20 protein-coding genes are annotated in these 20,332 nt (G+C 61.9%); 19 read left to right on the forward strand and 1 reads right to left on the reverse strand.

Going from position 1 to position 20,332, the window contains the following annotated elements:
* Nucleotides 1–3: 3 nt before the first annotated feature.
* The gene (gene rsfS / locus DW870_RS04360; RefSeq protein ID WP_117876980.1) at nucleotides 4–459 is read left to right on the forward strand and encodes a ribosome silencing factor; all 456 of its coding nucleotides are present in this window, start codon (nucleotides 4–6) and stop codon (nucleotides 457–459) included.
* Between the two features lie 98 nt (nucleotides 460–557).
* Here the strand turns inward: rsfS and dinB are convergent, their stop codons facing one another.
* Complete coding sequence (gene dinB / locus DW870_RS04365; RefSeq protein WP_197032155.1) at nucleotides 558–1,811, reverse strand: DNA polymerase IV; 1,254 nt, start codon at nucleotides 1,809–1,811, stop codon at nucleotides 558–560.
* Between the two features lie 201 nt (nucleotides 1,812–2,012).
* Here dinB and rpsP point away from each other — a divergent pair, with 201 nt between their 5' ends.
* The 18 genes from rpsP to tsf all read left to right on the forward strand — a co-directional run bounded on the left by rpsP (nucleotide 2,013) and on the right by tsf (nucleotide 20,246).
* Entirely contained in the window at nucleotides 2,013–2,342 is a 330-nt protein-coding gene (gene rpsP, locus DW870_RS04370) for a 30S ribosomal protein S16 (RefSeq protein WP_117876982.1), read from the forward strand.
* A gap of 42 nt (nucleotides 2,343–2,384) precedes the next feature.
* Nucleotides 2,385–2,630 (forward strand): KH domain-containing protein, encoded by a 246-nt coding sequence (locus tag DW870_RS04375; protein WP_171021534.1) that lies wholly within the window; start codon nucleotides 2,385–2,387, stop codon nucleotides 2,628–2,630.
* A gap of 4 nt (nucleotides 2,631–2,634) precedes the next feature.
* Nucleotides 2,635–3,156 (forward strand): ribosome maturation factor RimM, encoded by a 522-nt coding sequence (rimM, locus tag DW870_RS04380; protein ID WP_089573449.1) that lies wholly within the window; start codon nucleotides 2,635–2,637, stop codon nucleotides 3,154–3,156.
* A 10-nt stretch (nucleotides 3,157–3,166) separates the two neighbouring features.
* The gene (trmD, locus tag DW870_RS04385; protein ID WP_089573450.1) at nucleotides 3,167–3,925 is read left to right on the forward strand and encodes a tRNA (guanosine(37)-N1)-methyltransferase TrmD; all 759 of its coding nucleotides are present in this window, start codon (nucleotides 3,167–3,169) and stop codon (nucleotides 3,923–3,925) included.
* Between the two features lie 2 nt (nucleotides 3,926–3,927).
* Nucleotides 3,928–4,491 carry a signal peptidase I gene (lepB, locus tag DW870_RS04390; protein ID WP_117876984.1) on the forward strand — a complete coding sequence of 188 codons (564 nt, stop codon included), beginning with the start codon at nucleotides 3,928–3,930 and terminating at the stop codon, nucleotides 4,489–4,491.
* A gap of 59 nt (nucleotides 4,492–4,550) precedes the next feature.
* Entirely contained in the window at nucleotides 4,551–5,462 is a 912-nt protein-coding gene (locus DW870_RS04395) for a glycine--tRNA ligase subunit alpha (protein WP_006236091.1), read from the forward strand.
* Between the two features lie 3 nt (nucleotides 5,463–5,465).
* A complete protein-coding gene (glyS, locus tag DW870_RS04400) occupies nucleotides 5,466–7,562 on the forward strand; it encodes a glycine--tRNA ligase subunit beta (protein WP_117876986.1) in 2,097 nt (698 codons plus the stop codon).
* A gap of 34 nt (nucleotides 7,563–7,596) precedes the next feature.
* The gene (locus tag DW870_RS04405) at nucleotides 7,597–8,472 is read left to right on the forward strand and encodes a pyruvate, water dikinase regulatory protein (protein WP_117876988.1); all 876 of its coding nucleotides are present in this window, start codon (nucleotides 7,597–7,599) and stop codon (nucleotides 8,470–8,472) included.
* A gap of 326 nt (nucleotides 8,473–8,798) precedes the next feature.
* On the forward strand, nucleotides 8,799–11,549 hold the full coding sequence (gene ppdK, locus DW870_RS04410; RefSeq protein ID WP_117876990.1) for a pyruvate, phosphate dikinase: 2,751 nt from the start codon (nucleotides 8,799–8,801) through the stop codon (nucleotides 11,547–11,549).
* Between the two features lie 211 nt (nucleotides 11,550–11,760).
* On the forward strand, nucleotides 11,761–12,102 hold the full coding sequence (gene rplS / locus DW870_RS04415) for a 50S ribosomal protein L19 (protein WP_006236098.1): 342 nt from the start codon (nucleotides 11,761–11,763) through the stop codon (nucleotides 12,100–12,102).
* Nucleotides 12,103–12,195: 93 nt separating this feature from the next.
* A complete protein-coding gene (locus tag DW870_RS04420; protein WP_117639929.1) occupies nucleotides 12,196–12,984 on the forward strand; it encodes a ribonuclease HII in 789 nt (262 codons plus the stop codon).
* Between the two features lie 189 nt (nucleotides 12,985–13,173).
* Nucleotides 13,174–13,659 carry a YraN family protein gene (locus DW870_RS04425; RefSeq protein ID WP_035138570.1) on the forward strand — a complete coding sequence of 162 codons (486 nt, stop codon included), beginning with the start codon at nucleotides 13,174–13,176 and terminating at the stop codon, nucleotides 13,657–13,659.
* On the forward strand, nucleotides 13,659–15,182 hold the full coding sequence (locus DW870_RS04430; protein WP_117803148.1) for a YifB family Mg chelatase-like AAA ATPase: 1,524 nt from the start codon (nucleotides 13,659–13,661) through the stop codon (nucleotides 15,180–15,182). The genes DW870_RS04425 and DW870_RS04430 overlap by 1 nt, the downstream gene beginning before the upstream one ends.
* Nucleotides 15,179–16,114 carry a DNA-processing protein DprA gene (locus tag DW870_RS04435; protein ID WP_369831640.1) on the forward strand — a complete coding sequence of 312 codons (936 nt, stop codon included), beginning with the start codon at nucleotides 15,179–15,181 and terminating at the stop codon, nucleotides 16,112–16,114. Before DW870_RS04430 ends, DW870_RS04435 begins: the two co-directional genes overlap by 4 nt.
* Nucleotides 16,115–16,128: 14 nt before the next feature.
* Nucleotides 16,129–17,466 (forward strand): methylenetetrahydrofolate--tRNA-(uracil(54)-C(5))-methyltransferase (FADH(2)-oxidizing) TrmFO, encoded by a 1,338-nt coding sequence (trmFO, locus tag DW870_RS04440; RefSeq protein WP_117803149.1) that lies wholly within the window; start codon nucleotides 16,129–16,131, stop codon nucleotides 17,464–17,466.
* An 8-nt stretch (nucleotides 17,467–17,474) separates the two neighbouring features.
* Complete coding sequence (locus DW870_RS04445) at nucleotides 17,475–18,383, forward strand: tyrosine recombinase (RefSeq protein ID WP_369831641.1); 909 nt, start codon at nucleotides 17,475–17,477, stop codon at nucleotides 18,381–18,383.
* A gap of 219 nt (nucleotides 18,384–18,602) precedes the next feature.
* The gene (gene rpsB, locus DW870_RS04450; RefSeq protein WP_006236109.1) at nucleotides 18,603–19,331 is read left to right on the forward strand and encodes a 30S ribosomal protein S2; all 729 of its coding nucleotides are present in this window, start codon (nucleotides 18,603–18,605) and stop codon (nucleotides 19,329–19,331) included.
* A 45-nt stretch (nucleotides 19,332–19,376) separates the two neighbouring features.
* Nucleotides 19,377–20,246, forward strand: a complete 870-nt coding sequence (tsf, locus tag DW870_RS04455; protein WP_022094736.1) for a translation elongation factor Ts — start codon at nucleotides 19,377–19,379, stop codon at nucleotides 20,244–20,246.
* Nucleotides 20,247–20,332 lie beyond the last annotated feature (86 nt).

Below are 20,332 nucleotides of genomic sequence, written 5' to 3' on the forward strand. Positions count from 1 at the left end.
TCCATGGCCGATGAGACCATGACCGACGAGCAGATTCTTGAAGGTGTGGAGCACAAGAGCTTCGTTGCCACGTCCGACCGCACCGCTGCCTCGCTGTCCACGAGCGGTGTCGCCGCCGAGGATGTCGCCCGCGCCGCCGCGCAGGCCGCCTACGACAAGAAAGGCGAGGACGTGCAGGTGCTCGATCTGACCGAGCTCTCCGACGTGTGCGATTACTTTGTGCTCGCCACCGGTACCAATAACCGTCAGGTCGATTCGATCGTCGACGAGATCGAGGAGAAGGTCGCCGAGGCTTGCGGCGAGCATCCGTTCTCCATCGAGGGCCGTGAGCAGAAGACCTGGATGCTCATGGACTACGGCTCGGTCGTCGTTCACGTCTTCACTCCCGAAGCCCGCGACTTCTACCGTCTAGAAAAGCTCTGGGGTGACGCCCCCCAGCTCCCCCTCGACCTCCTCTAGTGGCTCATTTGATACGGGGCTTTTAGTTAGCCTCGCGCATTTTGCCGGGCAGTTGCGGTTTTCCGTACCTGCCCGGCTTTCTTTTTGCCCAAAGGCGGTTAATCGTTGAAGCGGGATTGGCGGCCGAAAGATAGGGCGGTGTCGCCGAACTTGTCTCGGACGGCATCGATCGCGACTGAGAGGTCGCGACGGTCGCTTGATTGGGCTCCGCGGTCGTCGACTTCGCAGAACAGGTCGGTCTGGATGCCGCCCTGATGGTCAAAGTCGCTCATCCCGATACCCGCCAGACGCACATGCATGCCTTCCTGCCAGATGTTGTCGAGCAGTTCGAGCGCAACCGCCACAAAGATGTTCTCATCGTCGGTGGGGTGGGGAAGCCGCCGCTGCGCCGTGCGTCCGCTGCCATACGAATACTTAAGCTTGAGCGTTACCGTGCCGCCCGTCAGTCCCTGACGGCGCAGGCGGCGTCCAACCGACTCTCCCAACAGCGCAATCGCCGCTTCGATGTCCCCACGCTCAGTCAAATCTTTCGCAAAGGTGCGCTCATTGCTCACGGATTTAACCTCGCGTTCCTCATCGAGGCTTGTTACTTCGGATATTTCGAGTCCCAGCGCACGCTGGCGCATGCGTTCGCCGTTGACGCCAAAAATAGAGGCCAAGGTTGATTCCGGTGAACGTGACAGCTCGCCGAGCGTGTAGATGCGCATGCGGCGCAGTCGCTCCTCGGCCGAGCGCCCGATGCCGCTCATGGCAGATACCGGCAGCGCGGCCAAAAAGCGCTGCTCGGTTCCGGGGCGCACGATGGTCAGCCCAAACGGCTTATCCCGCTCGCTTGCGATCTTTGCGACCGTCTTGTTGCAGCCCACGCCAATGGAGCAGGTCACTCCCAGCGCTGCCACGCGGTCGCTTATACGCCGCGCAACCAGTAGCGGGTCTTCGGGCGCAAAGCGACCCGGTGTGATATCGATAAAGGCTTCGTCGATGGATACGCGCTCAACGCGCGGCGTCTCCTCGGCAAGAATCGCCATGACCTGCGCGCTCACCTCGCGGTAGCGATCAAAGTGCCCGTGCGTCCAAATGGCTTGCGGGCACAAGCGCCGCGCCTCGGCCGAGGCCATGGCAGAGTGCACGCCAAAGCGACGTGCCTCATACGAACACGTGGACACGACGCCACGCGAATCGGCGTCTCCGCCCACGATGAGCGGCTTTCCGCGCCATTCGGGATGATCGAGCATCTCCACGCTCGCAAAAAACGCATCGAGGTCCATGAGGCCCACCGCCGGACCCGTCCAGGGCGGCGGCGTGACGCCCATGGCATCCTCATAACCGTATGTATGTTCGCGTCTTTCCATGTCATGAGTATACCGCGCAGCTCATGTGGGGTGCGTGTATGTGCTTGCAAATCCCGAATTCTTGTCTAAGATATGGATTTGCCCTCGACTACACCGAAGAAGTTGGTCTCACGGACTTCACCTGCCCGCGTCGATGGCGTATTATGTTCAACTGTTTGTTTGTAGTTGCAGCCTAAAGCTGCTTGGTTGGAGGAGTTTCCTTTGGCAGTCAAGATTCGCCTTGCTCGTCACGGCGCTAAGAAGCGTCCGTACTACCGTGTCGTCGTCGCCGATTCCCGCGCCCCGCGTGACGGTCGTATCATCGAGGAGGTTGGCCGCTACAACCCGATGACCGCCCCCAAGACCATCAATCTCGACCTCGAGAAGATCGCCGACTGGCAGTCCAAGGGCGCTCAGCTCACCGACGCCGTCGCCGCTCTGGTCAAGGCCGCCAACGAGGGTGAGAAGACCGAGACCGTCGTCAAGAAGTCCAAGAAGCAGCTCGCCAAAGAGGCCGAGGCCGCTGAGGCCGCTGAGGGCGCCGAGGAGTAAATCGTGCCTGAGGTTGACGCTGCACAGCTCGAGGGTGAGGCAATGCTCTCAGATCGCATCGCCGATCTCGTCGAATATCTCGTTGTTCAGATCGTCGACGACCCGGATTCCGTGAGCCTTGAGGTCATCGATGGTGACGACGCCTCCACGATTGAGGTTTCGGTCGCCGAGGATGACGTCGCTAAGGTCATCGGCCGTCGTGGCCGTACCATCAAGGCCATTCGCACGCTCGCCCGTGCACTGGCCGCTCGCCTCGACACTGCTGTCGAGGTAGAGGTTCTGGGCTAGGACCTTGAGGTCCCAGTACAAAAACATCGCCCGTGTGGTCAAGCCGCACGGAAGGAAGGGGGAGGTCCTCGCGCAGCCGCTGCGGGGGCTTCCTTCTGTATTAGAGCCGGGTATGCGCGTCGCCCTGACGCCGCCGGCGCTCAAGCGCGACCGCTTTTGCACGGTCGTGTCCGTCACCGATACGGGCGATGGCGATCTGGTCTCGTTTGAGGGCATTGACGACTTGACGGCCGCCGAGGGCATCACGGGATGCTATGTGTTGGCAAATCGTGACGATTTTGAGCTCGATTCACTCGACGCCGCCTATTCCGACCTGATGGGTCGCGAGGTGGTCGACGAGCGCTTCGGTTCACTCGGTACGATCGTCGAGATCATGTCGACGCCCGCTAACGATGTTTGGGTTGTCGAGGGCGATCGGTACGGCGAGGTACTGATTCCCGTGATCGAGCAGGTTGTGCTCGATCTTCCCGACACAGGAACAATTTCCGTCCACGTTATGGACGGCCTGATCGATATGGACAAGTAGGGAGGACAACATGCTGATTGAGACCCTTTCGGTCTTTCCCGAGATGTTTGAGCCCGTCATGTCCACATCGATTTTGGGCCGCGCCCGCAAGGCCGGCCTTTTTGATTTTAAGGCGTATAACCTGCGCGACTGGACGCACGACCGTCATCGTACCGTCGATGACGAGCCGTACGGCGGCGGGCAGGGCATGCTCATGAAGGTCGAGCCTATCGCCGAGGCCATCGAGGCCATTAGCGCGGAGGGCCCCAAGCCGACGGTGGTGTTCTTCACCCCGTGCGGCGAGCCTTTTACGCAGCATGTGGCCGAGCGCCTGCTCAAAAGCGAGCGCCTGCTGTTTGTGTGCAGCCGTTACGAAGGTGTCGACGAGCGTGCCTATGCGTATGCCGACGAGCGCCTGTCGATCGGCGATTACGTGCTCACGGGCGGCGAGCTTCCCGCTATGGTCGTTGCCGATGCCGTCGTACGCCTGATCCCCGGCGCCCTTGGTGACGAGATGAGCAACGTGGACGAGTCGTTCTCGACCGCCGAGGACGGAGGCCTGCTCGAGTACGCGCAGTACACCCGCCCCGCCGAGTTCAACGGCGAGGGCGTGCCTCCGGTGCTCGTGAGCGGCGATCACGCCAAGGTCGATGCCTGGCGTCGCAAGAACGCCATCGAGCGCACCTGCCGCTGGCGTCCGGACTTGATCGAGACGGCGCGGCTCACGCCCGAGGAGCGCGCTTACGCGCAGGTGATCCTTGACGCTTCGTATTCGCAGAGCGAGGAGTGAATATGGTTCCTACGCAACATTCCGCGTTGAGGGGCGCTTTTGAGTGGATCGCGGTCATCGCGATCGCACTGGTCGCCACCTTCTTGATTCGCTCGTTTGTGGTCGAGCCCTTTGTAGTGCCCACCGGTTCCATGGAGGACACGATCGAGATCGGCGATCAGATTCTGGCGCAGAAGGTGACGCTCGAACTCGGACAGCCCGTCAAACAGGGCGATATCGTGGTGTTTCACAACCCCGATGCCACATCCGAGCATGACGTGCTGGTAAAGCGCGTCATCGCCACGGCCGGCCAGACGGTCGACCTTCAGGACGGCAAGGTCGTCGTTGACGGCCAAGCGCTCGACGAGGACTATACGACGGGCATGAGCTGGCCGCTTTCGGTCCAGGCGCCCGCCGCCCAGGTGAGTTATCCCTACACCGTTCCCGACGGGTGCGTGTGGGTGATGGGCGACAACCGCGAAAACTCTGCCGACTCGCGCTACTTTGGTCCCGTCGATCGCTCTGATTTGATCGCTGTGGCGCTTGTGCGCTACTGGCCGCTCAACCGCATCGGCGCTATCGACTAAAAACCGCTATAGTACAGTACCTAACCGTGTAATCGTTTCGACGAGGGGATATTAGAGGCATGAACGCTTCATCGCTTTCCTTCCAAGACATCATCCTGCGCCTCCAGCAGTACTGGGGCGAGCAGGGCTGCGTCATTATGCAGCCCTATGACTCCGAGGTCGGTGCCGGTACCTTCCATACCGCCACCACGCTGCGCTCGCTCGGTCCTGCCGAATGGCGCACCTGCTATGCGCAGCCCTGCCGCCGTCCCGCCGACGGTCGCTACGGCGAGAACCCCAACCGCATGCAGCACTACTATCAGTTCCAGGTGCTCATCAAGCCCTCGCCGGTCAACGCCCAGGAGCTTTACCTGGGGTCTCTTGCCGCCATTGGCCTGGACCCCAACGACCATGACGTCCGCTTTGTCGAGGACGACTGGGAGAGCCCGACCCTGGGCGCCTGGGGCCTTGGCTGGGAGGTCTGGCTCAACGGCATGGAGGTCACGCAGTTCACGTACTTCCAGCAGGTGGGCGGTATCGAGGTCGACCCCGTGCCCGTCGAGATCACCTATGGCCTGGAGCGTATCGCCATGTACGCTCAGGGCGTCAACTCGGTATACGATCTGGTGTGGAGCTATCTGCCCGACGGCACGCCCATGACCTACGGCGACGTGTTCCTCGAGAACGAGCGCGAGTTCAGTGCCTATAACTTTGAGGTCGCCAACGTCGAGATGATGCGTCAGAAGTTTGACGACTACGAGGCCGAGTGCCATTCCTGCCTGGAGCGCAAGCTGCCGTTGCCGGCGTACGACTGTGTCATGAAGTGCAGCCACGCCTTCAACCTGCTCGATGCCCGCGGCGCCCTGTCCGCGGTCGAGCGTGCCAACTACATCCTGCGCGTCCGCGCCGTCGCCAAGGCGTGCTGCGAGGCCTACATGGCCGAGGTCGCCGGAGTCAACGAGAATGCCGACCAGGAAGGCGAGGTGGCGTAAGCCATGGCAGACGCTAAGGATTTCCTGTTTGAGATCGGTACGGAGGAAATGCCCTCTGCACCGCTGAACAATGCCGTCAAGCAGCTTGGTACCATGATCGCCAAGGGTCTCGACGAGGCCGGTCTGGCCCACGGCGAGGTCCGCGTGATCTCGAGCCCGCGTCGCCTGGCTGCGCTCGTTGCCGACGTTGCCACCGCGACCGATGAGGTTCACGAGGTCAAGCGTGGCCCCGCGGCAAACATCGCCTTCGACGCTGACGGTAACGCCACCAAGGCCGCCCAGGGCTTCGCCCGCAAGTGCGGTGTGGCTGCCGAGGACCTGGTCCGTCGTGAGGATACCGACGGTCGCGAGTATGTCTTTGCCGAGAAGAACATTCCCTCCGCACCGGCAACCCCGATCCTGACGGCCCTGTGCGAGAAGACCATTGCCGGCCTGCAGTGGCCCAACTACCGCTCCCAGCGCTGGGGCCACGAGCACGCGACGTTCGTGCGTCCGGTCCGCTGGATTTGCTGCCTTCTGGGCGAGGATGTTGTGCCCGTGTCGTTTGCCGACGTGACGAGCGGCAACACCACGCGCGGCCATCGCGTGCTCGGCCCCGGTGACCACGTTGTCGCCAGCCCCGCCGCCTACGAGCAGGTACTCGAGGACGCCGGCGTGCTTTCTGCCGAGCGCCGTCGCGAGGCCATCCTTGCCGGTATCTCCGAGGTCGAGGCCGCTCGCCCCGGCTGCCATGTCGATACGCCCAAGAAGGTCTTTGAGGAGGTCATTAACCTCTGCGAGTGGCCGACAGTGCTCGTCGGTACCTTCGACGAGGAGTTCCTCAAAGTCCCGCACGAGATTATCTGCGAGTCCATGCTCACCAACCAGCGCTACTTCCCGATCTATGACGGCGAGGGCAAGCTCACGCGTGAGTTCGTGGTCGTTTCCAACAGCAAGCCCGAGAACGCCGAGCGTGTGATCGACGGCAACGAGCGCGTCGTGCGCGCCCGCCTGGACGACGCCAAGTTCTTCTACGAGGAGGACCTGAAGATCTCCCTCGACGAGTTCCGCGAGCGTCTGGCCAAGGTCGCCTTCCAGGAGAAGCTCGGCAGCGTGCTCGCCAAGTCCGAGCGTGTTGAGCAGCTCGCGCTCGCCATTGCCCGTGAGGCCCATCTGGGCGCCCACCTGGCCGCCGACGCCGCTCGCGCCGCTCACCTGTGCAAGGCCGACCTGGTGTCCAACGCCGTCGTCGAGTTCACGAGCCAACAGGGCGTGATGGGCGGTTATTACGCGACCGCGATGGGGGAGAACGACGAGGTTGCCCACGCCATTCGCGATCATTATCGTCCCCGCTTTGCCGGCGACGAGCTGCCCGAGGGCACCGCTGGCTGCATCGTGGCCTGCGCCGACAAGCTCGATACCATCGCCGGTATCTTTGCCATCGGCGAGCCCCCGACTGGCTCCTCCGATCCCTACGCGCTGCGTCGTGCCGCTATCGGTATCATCAACATCCTGCGCGACCGTCTGCCGATCGATCCCACGTCGCTCATCGACTTTGCGCTCGAGCTCTATAGCGAGCAGGGCATTGAGTTCGACGCCGCCGAGGTCGCGCAGCAGGTTCGTGACTTCTTCCATGGCCGCCTGGTGAGCATGGCCCGCGACGAAAAGATCCCGGCCGATACCGTTGCCGCCGTCTCCGCGGTGCACATTATCGCCCCGTCCGTCTTCTTCGCCCGCTGCGCCGCCCTCGACGAGGCCCGCAAAAACGACGCTGAGACGTTCGACAACCTGGCTACCGCCTATGCCCGTGCCGCGCATATCTCGAAGCCCGAGCTGGGTGCGGAGTACGACCGCGCCCTGATGGGCGAGGCCGAACTCGCGCTCGCCGACGCCTCCGAGGCTGCTCAGACCGCTGTCGATGCCGCCCTTGCTGCCGAGGACTACCCGGCCGCATTTGCTGCCCTCGCCGCCCTGCGTGCCCCCATCGACCGCTTCTTCGACGAGGTCATGGTCATGGACAAGGACGAGCAGCTTCGCGATAATCGCCTTAAGCTGCTCAACCGCTTCGAGGCCGTTTTCTCCGGCATTGCCAACATCGGTGAGCTTGCCCGCAAAAAGTAAGCCAGCCTGCGCATAAGCGCAAAAGGAGCCCCGCATGGATTGCCCGGTCACCGCTCGTCCCACCGTTATCGTTATCTCCGACTCGCTCGGCGATACCGCTTGTGAGGTGGTGCTCGCGGCGTCCGGGCAATTTGATGAAGGGGCTTTTCGTCTCTTGCGCCTGCCCAAGGTGACCTCCGTGGAGCAGGTCAAGTCATTTGTGGGGCCGCGCGTCGATGCCGACCATCGCGATGTCGCCGTGTTCCATACCATTGTCGATCCGGCGCTTCGCGCCCGCGTGCTCGATTACCTGGGTATGCTGCATATCCGTTCGGTCGACCTGATCGGCCCGACGCTTGCCGTGCTGTCGTCGCTCATCGGTGTGCCGCCCAAGTGCGTTGCGGGCGTGATTCACAAGACCGATGACCGCTATTTCCATCGTATCGAGGCCATGGAGTATTTCGTTGAGCACGATGACGGTCGTGGTTGCGACGATCTGTCGGGTGCCGATATCGTGCTGCTGGGTGTGTCGCGTACATCCAAGACGCCGCTGTCGATGTATTTAGCCTATCAGGGCTACAAGGTCGCCAATGTCCCACTGGCGCATGGCATGGAGCCGCCCAAGTCGATTTACGAGGTTGACCCGATGCGCCTGTTCGGCTTGATTTCGACCGTCGATGTGATTTCCGAGATTCGCGATAGCCGCTTGGGCGACGACTACGCCCGCGCCGTCGCAGGCTCCTATGCCGAGCCCGAGAGCGTGCGTAGTGAGCTTGCGGAAGCCCGCGCGCTCATGAAACGCCTGGGCTGCTTTGTAGTGCGTACCGACGGCAAAGCCATCGAGGAAAGCGCTGCCGAGATCATTGCTCACCTCGAAGAGATTCAAGAGGCAAGAGCCCGCCGTGCCGCCCGCCGCGCTCAACAAAAGTAGCTCACTTGGGACAAGGTTGTTTGGGTAGCTAATTTGGGACGGGGCTCTTTTAGCTAACCAAAGAGAATACTTGGAATTAATGCTGATAAATGGTAAAGCGATTTAGCAAAAACATCGCATCCGACCTGCACTTTCCTTGTAGTGGTATCTTCATAAGGTAACCACCTTTACCTACCGTTTACCGCCGGTTTTAGCACGTTTACCAAACCGCGCACCCTCTGCTCAAGCCTGTCCAAAACCCGCCGTATAGTTCCCTCACGGCCCGCATCCGGCGGGTCGATTCGTTACCACGGTCGTGCGCGTAAGCGCATGGAAGGGGAAGTATCGTGAGCGATTGCAAGAGGGTTTACCGTTTTGGAACCGACGCCCAGGGCACCTGTGTCACTGAGGGCGACAAATCCATGAACTTCGTGCTTGGCGGCAAAGGCGCAAACCTTGCCGAGATGAGCCGCATCAGTCTGCCGGTTCCCGGTGGCTTTACCATTACCTGCCAGACCTGTGTCGAGTACTCCGGTGCCGGCAACGTCTGGCCCGAAGGCGCACTCGATGAGATCGTTGCCGCCGAGGCGGACCTCGAGGCCCGTTGCGGCAAGAAACTCGGCGATGCCTCCGATCCGCTGCTCGTGTCGGTTCGCTCGGGCGCTCCGTTCTCCATGCCCGGCATGATGGACACGGTCCTCAACCTGGGCCTCAACGACGATTCCGTCCAGGGCCTTATCGCGCAGACGCAGAACCCGCGCTTTGCCTGGGACAGCTACCGTCGCTTTATCCAGATGTTCTCCAACGTCGTCATGGGCGTCGACGCCGACTTGTTCGAGAATGCCCTGACCCAGGCCCGCCTGGTCGCCGGCGTTCGCGTCGATTCCGAGCTTTCGGCCGAGGACCTGCAGGAGCTTGTCGAGACGTTCAAGGGTATTTTCTCCGATAACGTCGAGGCGACCCTGTATCCCGAGCTTGAGGTTGCCGACGGCAAGCCCGTCTTCCCGCATGATCCGGAGCTCCAGTTGCGCCTTGCCATCCAGGCCGTCTTTGGCAGCTGGATGAACGAGCGTGCCTGCATTTACCGCAAACAGCACGGCATTTCCGACGAGCTCGGCACCGCCGTCAACGTCCAGGCCATGGCCTTTGGCAACAAGGGCGAGACCTCTGCGACCGGCGTCGCCTTTACGCGCAACCCGGCCGACGGCACCAAGGAGTTCTATGGCGACTTTTTGGTGAATGCCCAGGGCGAGGACGTCGTCGCCGGCATCCGAAACACCGAGCCCATCGCCGACCTCAAGACCACCTCGGGCCTCGAGTCCGCAGGCGAGGAGCTCGAGCGCGTGTTCCTGACGCTCGAGGATCATTACCGCGATATGTGCGATATCGAGTTTACCATCGAGCAGGGCAAGCTCTGGATGCTCCAGACCCGCGTGGGCAAGCGCACCGCCACTGCCGCCCTGCGCATTGCTATCGAAATGGTCGAGGAGGGCCTCATCACCCGCGAGGAGGCTGTGAGCCGCATCGATCCCGCGCAGCTCGACCAGCTCCTGCACCCGCAGTTCGACGCCTCCAAGAAGTACGAGGCCCTGGCCAGCGGCCTTAACGCCAGCCCTGGTGCCGCCGTGGGCGAGGTCGTGTTCTCGAGTGATGACGCCGTCGCGCGCGCCAACGAGGGCCACAAGGTCATTCTGGTCCGCTGGGAGACCAACCCCGACGACCTGAAGGGCATGGTCGCCGCCGAGGGCATCCTGACCAGCCACGGTGGCAAGACGAGCCATGCCGCCGTTATCGCCCGCGGCATGGGTACGCCCTGCGTTTGCGGCGTTGAGCGCTTCCACATTGACGCGGCAGAGAAGGTCGTGCGCATCGAGGGCAGCGACCGCGTGCTGCGCGAGGGCGATGTCATCTCCATCGACGGCACCCAGGGTATCGTCGTCGACGGCGCGGTTGACCTGGTCTCTGCAGAGCTCACCGGCGACCTGGACACCATCCTGTCTTGGGCCGATGAGATCCGTTTGGACGAGACCGACGGTCACGCCAACCACGTGCGCGTCAACGCCGACAACCCCGAGGATGCCGAGCTCGCGCTCGAGTTTGGCGCCGAGGCCATCGGTCTATGCCGCACCGAGCACATGTTCCTGGGCGATCGCAAGAACATCATCCAGAGCTTTATCCTGTCTGACGATGAGGCCGTGAAGCAGCAGGCCCTGGCCGACTTGCTCAAGGTTCAGACCGAGGACTTCCTGGCGATGTTCAAGACCATGTCCGGTCGCGATGTGGTCGTCCGCCTGCTCGATCCGCCGCTTCATGAGTTCCTTGATAATCCTCGCGAGCTCGAGGTCGCCATCACCAAGAAGGAGGCCGCCGGCGCTCCCGAGGAGGAGCTCACTGCCCTGCGCGCCCGCCTGCGTCGCATCGACGGCATGGTCGAGTCCAACCCCATGCTGGGCTTGCGCGGCGTGCGCCTGTCCGTCGTCTTTGGCGATCTGCCGCTCATGCAGGTTCGCGCCGTCGCCACGGCCGCTGCCCGCCTTATCAAGGAGGGTGTCGACCCGCGCCCCGAGATCATGGTTCCGCTCGTTTCCATCACGGCCGAGCATGTCCAGACCCGCGAGGTCATTGAGCGCGTAATCGCCGAGGTTTCCGCCGAAGAGGGCGTCGGGCTCAATATTCCCGTGGGCACGATGCTCGAGCTGCCGCGTGCCTGCATGGTCGCTGACGAGATCGCCCATCATGCCGACTTCTTCTGCTTTGGCACCAACGACCTCACCCAGACGACCTTTGGCTTCTCGCGCGATGACGCCGAGGCCAAGTTCATCCCGCTGTACATGCATAAAAAGATCCTGAAAGACAACCCCTTCGAGACCATCGACGCGGCGGTGCTGGAGCTCGTGCGCCTGGCCGTCGAGAAGGGCCGCGCCACCAATCCCGACATGCACTTTGGCGTGTGCGGCGAGCACGGCGGCGACCCCAAGTCCATCAAGGGCCTGTTTAACGTGGCCGACGTGGACTACGTGTCCTGCTCGCCCTATCGCGTGCCCCTCGCGCGCCTGGCTGCCGCTCAGGCCAAGCTCGAGGCCAAGCGCAACGCCTAACGTTTTGGGTGTAGACGCCTAGTGTAGCCCCCCCCTCATGCCGCCCGTCTCATTCGCGAGGCGGGCGGTTATCATGTGCGGGTTTTGTCTTTTTGTCTGCGTAAAAAATTGTTCTTGCAGCAGAAACCCGCGCGTGTATACTCGAATACGTTTGTTCAACTACGTGCCGGCCAAGATGGTACGGCACCTCTAGAAGAGTAAGGAATTGCACATGGATTACATCCGCGCAATCGAGCGTCAGCAGATCCGCGAGGACATTCCTCAGGTTCGCGTCGCCGACAACGTCAAGGTTCACTACCGCATTAAGGAAGGCGACCGCGAGCGCATTCAGGTCTTCCAGGGCGACGTCATCCGCATGGCCGGCGCCGGTGCCCGCGAGACCTTCACCGTCCGCAAGATGTCCTTCGGTGTCGGTGTTGAGCGTACCTTCCCGCTTCACAGCCCCAAGATCGCCAAGCTCGAGGTCGTTCGTCATGGTCGCGTCCGTCGCGCCAAGCTGTACTACCTCCGCGACAAGGTGGGCAAGGCTGCTCGCATCCCCGAGAAGCGCTAAGAAGATCGCAGCGTCTGTCCACTCGTTTGGACACAAGGGTCACCTTCGGGTGGCCCTTCTTTTTATCTGATTTGCATGCAAGGAGGGCCTGGTATGGCCAATATGACGAGCTCGGTTTCGGCATCGCAGGTTGCCGGTGAGTTGGCGAGCGCTACGTTTGAGGAGATCCCCGCCCTCGTGGAGCATTATCGCGAGGACCCGCGCCAGCAGGTGATCAAGGCTTGCGAGCGTGCTCTTAAGCGCCATGCCAAGGAACTTGCCGAGCGCGAGCGCGTCAATGACATGTACGAGCTTATGCATGAGCTTGGCGGCGATGGGGTAGTCGTTGGTGTCGACGAGGTAGGTCGCGGATCGGTGGCCGGTCCTTTGACGGTATGCGCCGTCTGCCTTCCTATGGAGCCGCGCGTCTGGGGCATCAACGATTCCAAAAAGCTCACGCCGGCGCGCCGCGAGTTGCTCTCAGTGAAGATTGCCGAGGTGGCGACGGCAATTGGTTTTTGCCATATCGCGCCTAAGGATATCGATGAGATGGGCATGGCCCGCGCCATTCGAGCCGCTGTCGCGGGCGCCGTGGCCGATACGGGGCTCGAGCCCGATTGCGTGCTTATGGACGGTAACCCCTTGGGCGCCGTTCCCAACGAGCGCGACGTGGTGAAGGGCGATGCCAAGATCGCCTGTATCGCCGCGGCGTCCATCATGGCCAAGGTCACGCGTGATGAGATGATGGTCGAGTACGATGCCGAGTATCCCGAGTACCATTTGGCCGAATCGAAAGGCTACGCAAGCCCCGAGCACATCGAGGCCATTCGCAAACATGGACTTTGTCCACTGCACCGCGTGAGCTTTTGCGGAAACTTTCTGCAGACTGAGCGCCTTTTCTAGGTCAATTGTGGAGACAGGGACCTCAGGGGTTTTATAAACCTGCTGGTAGCGGGCCGTATGCAACACCATTGCTGCGTACGGCCCGTTTTTTGACGGCATTTGGTCAGCTTTTGGTTTGCTTCCGGTACTTACCCGCATGAAAGGTGCCCTCATCATCGGGGCAATGCAGCGTGCGGGAAAGGAGACCCCATGAGTGCCGCAAGCAAAAAGAGCAAGACGCAGCAGCTCAAGGAGCGTTGGGAAAACGGCGAGCTCGACTGCGGGGCGATGACGCCCGAGTTTATCAAGGGACTCAGTCCCCGCGAGCTGGGCATGCTGGGCGAGCTGATCACCATCGACTACTTTAACGAGCGCGGCTACACCTTGCTGGAGCAGGGTTATCGTTGCACCGAGGGCGAGGCCGATCTGGTGCTGCTCGATGAGCTCGACGATGTCGTGGTGATGGCCGAGGTCAAGACCAGACGCGTTGCACTGGATTGCAGCACGCGGGTCTTTCCCGAGGAGGCCGTGGACGCTCAAAAGCAACGCCGCTACCGCCGCATCGCAAGTTGCTATCTCATGGAGCATTATCCGCTCAAGGCGATTCGCTTCGATGCCGTGGGTGTCACCATTCGTGGCGGGCATATCGCTGAGATCGAGCATCAGTACAACGCGTTCGATTGGCAGGTGTCGTGATGGCGTTCGAGACGTTTGCCGTTCACGCGGCCTGCATCCGTGGCGTCGAGGCGATTCACGTCACGGTCGAGGTCTCGCTTGCCGGTGGTGTTCCGGGCATCCAAATGCTCGGCATTCCGAGTATGGAGGTGATGGAGTCACGCGGTCGTATTCGCTGCGCGATGCGCTCCGCCGGGTTCGAGATCCCACGCTCGGGCATTACGGTCAACCTAGCGCCCGGCGATATTCGCAAGACCGGTAGCGGCTTTGATCTGCCCATCGCCATCGCGGTTCTGGCGGCCGATGGGCAGATTCCCCGTGACAACCTCGATCGCTGCCTTATCGCCGGCGAGCTCGGCTTGGACGGTACGGTGCTTCCCGTCAAGGGCGAGGTGGCGTTTCAGTTATTGGCGCGTGATATGGGGCTGTCCTTTATCGCCGGCAGGTCCGATCAGCATGTGCCGCTTGCGGGCGTGGATTGCGGATTTATCGATCATTTGTCTCAGCTTGCCCATGGCATGGGCGATGCCGCGCGGCACTACTTGGATTCTGAAGTGCTCGAGGCGACCTTTGAGCCCGAACTCGACTATGCCGACGTACTGGGGCAGGAGGTCGCCAAGCGCGGCATGGCACTGGCGGCAGCGGGTGAGCTCGGTTTGCTTATGATCGGGTCCCCGGGATCGGGCAAGACGATGCTCGCGCGTCGTATGACCGGCATCCTGCCCGAGCTTTCCGTTGAGGATCAACAGGAGGCGCTGTGCATCCATTCGGTTTTGGGTGAGAACATTGATGGTTTGTTGGCGGGGCACCGGCCCTTCCGCAGTCCCCATCACAGTATTTCGACCGCAGGTCTTATCGGCGGTGGGCGCCCGGTGCACCCGGGTGAGATCAGCCTTGCTCATGGCGGCGTGCTCTTTTTGGACGAGCTTGCTGAGTTTCCCACGGGTGTGCTGCAGACGCTGCGTCAGCCCATCGAACGCGGCTATGTGAGAATCGTGCGCGTCGACGGGGCCTTTACCTTCCCGTCGCGCTTTCAGCTGCTGGCTGCGAGCAATCCCTGCCCCTGCGGTTTTTTGGGCGATCGCGAGGTACCGTGTCGCTGCTCAGCGGCGATGGTCGAGCGCTATCGGTCTAAACTGCGCGGTCCTTTGGCCGACCGTATCGACATGATGATCGATGTGATCCGTCCCGACCCCCAAGTGATTATCGAGGGTGCGGAGGGTATGTCGTCTGCCGAGTTACGTGACTACGTTGTGCGCGGTCGCGCTTTTCGCGCCTGGCGCGAATCCCGTATGGACGATGCGGATGCCGAGGCCGAGGATGACGAGACACGGTCCATTGACGGCGTCGTTTCGACCTTTGAGCTCGATGATGCGGCGGAGAAGTGTGTGCTCGGCCTGTCGAAGCGCACACATCTCACGGGTCGCGGCATCGTGCGACTGGTGCGTATCGCGCGTACAATCGCCGACGTCGCCGAGAGCGAGCAAGTGACGCAGGACCACGTGCTCGAGGCAGCGATGTACCAGGGAAGGAGGGACCAATGATGGCCGAGGGGACCTACGAGCTGCATCCAGGTGATGCGTTGTATCCCGAGACCGTTTTGGAGCTTTCTGATGTAACCCAGACGCTCTATGTGCGCGGCAACCCCGAGGTGCTTTCGACGCCCGCGCTCTCCATCATCGGCGCGCGTAAGGCCTCGCCGTATGGTCTTGCCGTGGCAGAGCTTGCGGCAAAGGTGGCGGTCGAGGCGGGAGTGACGGTAGTTTCGGGTGGCGCGGTCGGTTGTGACCAGGCCTCGGGTTGGGCTGCGGTCAACGCCGGCGGCAAACACGTCGTGGTGCTGGGGACGGGCGCCGACGTGGTCTACCCGCGTTCGAGCGCGGGGCTTATTATGCGCACGCTCGATACGGGTGGCGCGGTCGTGTCGATCTCTCCGTGGGGCATGGGTCCGCGCAAGTTTGCCTTTCCGCGCCGCAATCGCGTGATCGCGGCCCTGTCGCAAGCCCTCTTTGTTTCCGAGGCGGGTATGCCTTCCGGGACGTTTTCTACAGCCGAGGCTGCTATGGATTTGGGGCGCGAACTTCTTGCCGTGCCGGGGTCGATCCTATCGCCCGAGTCGCGTGGCACGAATTACCTCATTGCGAACGGTGCCTGCTGCATCATCGACGAGGAATCTATCGAGATGGCTATCTCACGCATCTACGGCACCCTGCGCTACTCGCGCCCCGATGCTCCCGGCATTGCCGACCTGGATCCAACACAGCAGACCGTGATGCATGCGCTCATCGCCTCTCCGCTCAAGGTCGACGACATCGCGGCGCTCGTCTCGCTCGATGCTGTCGGCGTACTCAAACTCTTGGGTTCGCTTGAACTCGAGGGCCTTATCGAGCGCATGATGGATGGAAGGTATGCGCCCTCCAAGTTTGCCCTTCACGCCCAGACGCCCTTCGGTCACAATGGAAAACGTGTCAATTAGAAAGGTGTTTGCAGATGCAGTTCGATCAGGTGACGGTTATCGGTGGCGGTCTGGCGGGTTCGGAATGCGCGATCCAGCTGGCAGACCGCGGTTTTGCCGTTAGGCTGTGCGAGATGCGCCCCCAGGTTAGCTCCCCGGCTCACCATACCGATCACTTGGCAGAGCTCGTCTGCTCCAATTCGTTTAAGTCGACCCGTCCGGATTCCGCGGCTGGTTTGCTGAAGGCCGAGCTTAAGCGCATGGGTTCAGTCCTGCTCGATTGCGCCCATCGCGCGGCTGTTCCCGCCGGCGGTGCCCTGGCGGTCGACCGCGTCAAGTTTTCCGAGCTTGTCGAGGCCGAGGTTGCCGCCCGTCCCAATATCGAGGTCGTGCACGGCGAGGTCACGCAGATTCCCGAGGGCCACGTGGTCATTGCCGCGGGCCCGCTGTGTTCACCGGCGCTGAGCGAAGAGGTCATGAAGCTCGTCGGCGGCGACGCCCTTGCGTTCTTCGATGCCGCGGCGCCGATCGTCGATGCCTCCACGCTCGATATGGACGTGCTGTTCTCGCAGTCGCGCTACGAGGAGCAGGGGAGCGGCGACTATCTCAACGCTCCGCTCAACAAGGAGGAGTACGAGGCCTTTATCGAGGCACTTACCACGGCCGACCGCGTGGTGCTCAAAGACTTTGAGGGCGGCGATCTGTTCCAGGCCTGCCAACCTGCCGAGGAAGTTGCGCGCACCGGCAAGGACGCCATTCGCTTTGGCGCCATGAAGCCCGTCGGCCTCACCGACCCGCGTACCGGACGTCGCCCCTGGGCGGCGATTCAGCTGCGTGCCGAGAACAAGGAGAAGACCGCCTATAACCTGGTGGGCTTCCAGACAAACCTGACCTTTGGCGAGCAGAAGCGCGTCTTCCATATGGTGCCGGGCCTGGGGAACGCTGAGTTCTTCCGCTACGGTGTCATGCATCGCAATACCTTTGTCGACGCCCCGCACGTGCTCGATGGCACCTTTGCCGTGCCCGGTACCGGCGTGCGCCTGGCCGGTCAGATCACCGGCACCGAGGGGTACATGGAAGCCGTGGCGACCGGTCTGCTCGCGGCGCTCAACACCTATGCCGAGGCTATCGGTGTCGCGGGCGTCGAGTTGCCGCGCGTGGGCGCCCTGGGTGCGCTCGTGGGCTATGCGACCGATCCTGCCACCGTGGGCTATCAGCCTATGCATGTCAACTTTGGCCTGGTGCCGCCACTCGAGGATGGTAAGCGCCGCAGCAAGCGCGACCGCTACCAGGCCTATGCGGACCGTGCGCTCGAGGCCCTTGATGCCTATCTGGCCACTCGTCCTGATCTGTTTGGAGGCGACCGGTCATAGCCTTTGACCTGTACGACACCGTCGACTCGTTTATCGCCTATATCTCACGTGTCGAGGGACTTTCTCCCAACACGGTGACGGCCTACGGCTCGAGGCTGGAGCGCTTTGCTGCCTGGTGCGAGCGCGAGGATATCGATGCTTTCGCTGCCGACGTGCGCACCATTCGTCGCTATCTTGCCGAGCTTTCGCGTGAGCAGGTGGCTCCCCGAACGCTTGCGGCGCATCTTTCGGCTATCCGATCGCTCTATCGATGGATGGCTGCCGAGGGGGTCGTGGAGGGCGATGTGGTCTCGGCAATTTCCTCGCCCAAGCTCCCGCGCGATCTACCCGGTGTGCTGATGACCCAACAGGTGGAGGCGCTGCTCAAGACGCCTGATACCTCAACACCCGCGGGACTGCGCGATGCGGCGATGCTCGAGCTGCTCTATGCCTCGGGCGCCCGTATCTCTGAGCTCGCAGCACTCAATGTGGAGTCCATTGCGTGGTCCGAACGCACGCTGCGCCTGTGGGGCAAGGGGAGCAAAGAACGTATCGTCCCTCTGTATCGTCGTGCGCTCGAGGCGACGCGTCTCTATATCGAGGAGGGGAGGCCGGAGTTGCTCGCTCAGGCAAAGCGTCGTGACCCCGCTACCGGGCCGCATCCACTGCTTATATCGGCGCGCGGTAATCGCATGAGTGCCGCCATGCTCAGGCGGCGGTTTCATACGCTGGCGACGCTCGCCGGCATTCCGGCCGACATCGCCCCGCATGCGATGCGCCATACCTTTGCGACCGACTTGCTCGAGGGCGGCGCGGACCTGCGCTCGGTTCAAGAGCTGCTAGGTCATGCGAGCCTGTCCACGACGCAGATCTACACGCATCTCACACCCGATCGGCTTAAGCGGGCTGTGGCTCAAGCCCATCCCCGCGGCGAATAGTGGCTGGGACGTCCCGCGCCGCACTCAGGTGTGTGGTTTTGATTGCGGGTTGGCAGGAAGAAGCATTCCTGCTATCATTCATCGGGTTGCTTCACGGCAACATGTTTTTATCACGCACGCGCGGCTACTTCATACCGTGGTGCCCGGGCTTTGGTAGCACATGTCCGGGTTGGTTTTGGAGGATGACCCCGCGCGGAGGCAAACCACAGGAGGTTTAACATGGCTACCAAGATTAATATCCGCACCCTGCTCGAGGCCGGCTGCCACTTCGGTCACCAGACCCGTCGCTGGAACCCCAAGATGAAGCCGTTCATCTTCGGTGAGCGCAACGGCATCTACATCCTCGACCTTAAGCAGACCATCCTCGACGCCGACCAGGCCTACACCTTCGTCAAGAACGTCGCCAAGGGCGGCAACGTGCTGTTCGTCGGCACCAAGAAGCAGGCTCAGGAGGCCGTCAAGAACGCTGCTGAGCGCGCTAATATGCCCTACATCAACCAGCGTTGGCTCGGCGGTATGCTGACCAACTTCGTCACCATCCGCTCCCGCATCAACCGCATGGAGGAGCTCGAGGCCATGGTCGAGGACGGCCGCATGGCAGTGCTCCCCAAGAAGGAGCAGGCTGTGCTCGGCAAGGAGCTCACCAAGCTCCAGACCAACCTCGGTGGCGCCCGCGACATGAAGGGTCTGCCCCAGGCTCTCTTCGTCATCGACACTAAGCGCGAGGAGAACGCCATCAAGGAGGCTCAGCGCCTGAACATCCCCGTCGTCGCTCTGATCGACACCAACTCCGATCCCGACGAGGTCGAGTACGGCATCCCCTGCAACGATGACGCTATCTCCGCTGTCACCCTTATGTGCGAGCTCATGGCTGACGCCTGCCTCGCTGGCTCCGGTAAGGAGCAGGTCTCCGAGGCCGAGATGGCCGCTGAGCCCAAGGCCGAGTAAATCAGTCTTAGTTAATTCTTTTTCATCTCTTTGAAAGGAACCACAATGGCCCAGATTACCGCCGCTATGGTCAAGCAGCTCCGCGAGATGACCGACTCCCCGATGATGGAGTGCAAGAAGGCTCTCGTCGAGGCTGACGGCGACATGGACGCCGCTGTCGACGTTCTGCGTAAGAACGGCCTTGCCAAGGCTGCCAAGAAGGCTGGCCGTGAGACCAACGAGGGCGCTGTCGCCGCGTTCGTCTCCGAGGATGGCAAGACCGGCGCTCTGCTCGAGCTCTCCTGCGAGACCGACTTCGTTGGCTCCAACGCCAAGTTCACCGGCTTTGCTTCTAAGGTCGCTGAGGTTGTCGCTACCACCGAGCCTGCTGACGTCGATGCTCTGCTCGAGAAGCCGATGGGCGAGGAGACCGTTTCCTCCGAGCTCACCGAGATGATTCACATCATGGGCGAGAACATGAAGATCTCCCGCTTCGCTGCCCGCAAGGCCGAGAACGGCGCGCTCGCTTCTTACATCCACATGGGTGGTAAGATCGGCGTCCTCGTCGAGTTCGCCTTCGAGAAGGCCGAGACCGCTCAGGCTGAGTCCTTCAAGACCTTCGCTCACGACGTTGCCCTTCAGGTTGCCGCCGTCGCCCCGATCTGCGCTACCCGCGATCAGGTTCCGGCCGAGACCGTCGAGCACGAGAAGCAGATCTACATGGCCCAGGCTGCCGAGTCCGGCAAGCCCGAGGCTATCCAGGAGAAGATGGCTGTTGGCCGTCTGGAGAAGTTCTACAAGCAGTCCGTGCTCACCGAGCAGGAGTTCATCAAGGACAGCTCCCTCACCATCAAGAAGTACGCTGAGCAGGTCTCCAAGGAGCTCGGCGACACCATTACCGTCGTTGCCTTTGACCGTCTGGTCCGTGGCGAGTAAATAAGCTCTTGTAGCTGGTAATGAGCAGGCTGTGGGTTTTACTCACAGCCTGCTTTTTCATGGCTCTTATCAGAGCCTTTGATATC

This window comes from Collinsella sp. AM38-1BH, from assembly GCF_003467545.1.
Classification (GTDB): domain Bacteria; phylum Actinomycetota; class Coriobacteriia; order Coriobacteriales; family Coriobacteriaceae; genus Collinsella.

Bases quoted from the DNA above. Each gene is read 5' to 3' on its own strand.
- rsfS (WP_117876980.1), top strand. From the start codon at position 4: ATGGCCGATGAGACCATGACCGACGAGCAGATTCTTGAAGGTGTGGAG.
- dinB (WP_197032155.1), bottom strand. From the start codon at position 1,811: ATGGAAAGACGCGAACATACATACGGTTATGAGGATGCCATGGGCGTC.
- DW870_RS04375 (WP_171021534.1), top strand. From the start codon at position 2,385: ATGCTCTCAGATCGCATCGCCGATCTCGTCGAATATCTCGTTGTTCAG.
- trmD (WP_089573450.1), top strand. From the start codon at position 3,167: ATGCTGATTGAGACCCTTTCGGTCTTTCCCGAGATGTTTGAGCCCGTC.
- lepB (WP_117876984.1), top strand. From the start codon at position 3,928: ATGGTTCCTACGCAACATTCCGCGTTGAGGGGCGCTTTTGAGTGGATC.
- DW870_RS04395 (WP_006236091.1), top strand. From the start codon at position 4,551: ATGAACGCTTCATCGCTTTCCTTCCAAGACATCATCCTGCGCCTCCAG.
- glyS (WP_117876986.1), top strand. From the start codon at position 5,466: ATGGCAGACGCTAAGGATTTCCTGTTTGAGATCGGTACGGAGGAAATG.
- DW870_RS04405 (WP_117876988.1), top strand. From the start codon at position 7,597: ATGGATTGCCCGGTCACCGCTCGTCCCACCGTTATCGTTATCTCCGAC.
- rplS (WP_006236098.1), top strand. From the start codon at position 11,761: ATGGATTACATCCGCGCAATCGAGCGTCAGCAGATCCGCGAGGACATT.
- DW870_RS04420 (WP_117639929.1), top strand. From the start codon at position 12,196: ATGGCCAATATGACGAGCTCGGTTTCGGCATCGCAGGTTGCCGGTGAG.
- DW870_RS04425 (WP_035138570.1), top strand. From the start codon at position 13,174: ATGAGTGCCGCAAGCAAAAAGAGCAAGACGCAGCAGCTCAAGGAGCGT.
- DW870_RS04430 (WP_117803148.1), top strand. From the start codon at position 13,659: ATGGCGTTCGAGACGTTTGCCGTTCACGCGGCCTGCATCCGTGGCGTC.
- DW870_RS04435 (WP_369831640.1), top strand. From the start codon at position 15,179: ATGATGGCCGAGGGGACCTACGAGCTGCATCCAGGTGATGCGTTGTAT.
- trmFO (WP_117803149.1), top strand. From the start codon at position 16,129: ATGCAGTTCGATCAGGTGACGGTTATCGGTGGCGGTCTGGCGGGTTCG.
- rpsB (WP_006236109.1), top strand. From the start codon at position 18,603: ATGGCTACCAAGATTAATATCCGCACCCTGCTCGAGGCCGGCTGCCAC.
- tsf (WP_022094736.1), top strand. From the start codon at position 19,377: ATGGCCCAGATTACCGCCGCTATGGTCAAGCAGCTCCGCGAGATGACC.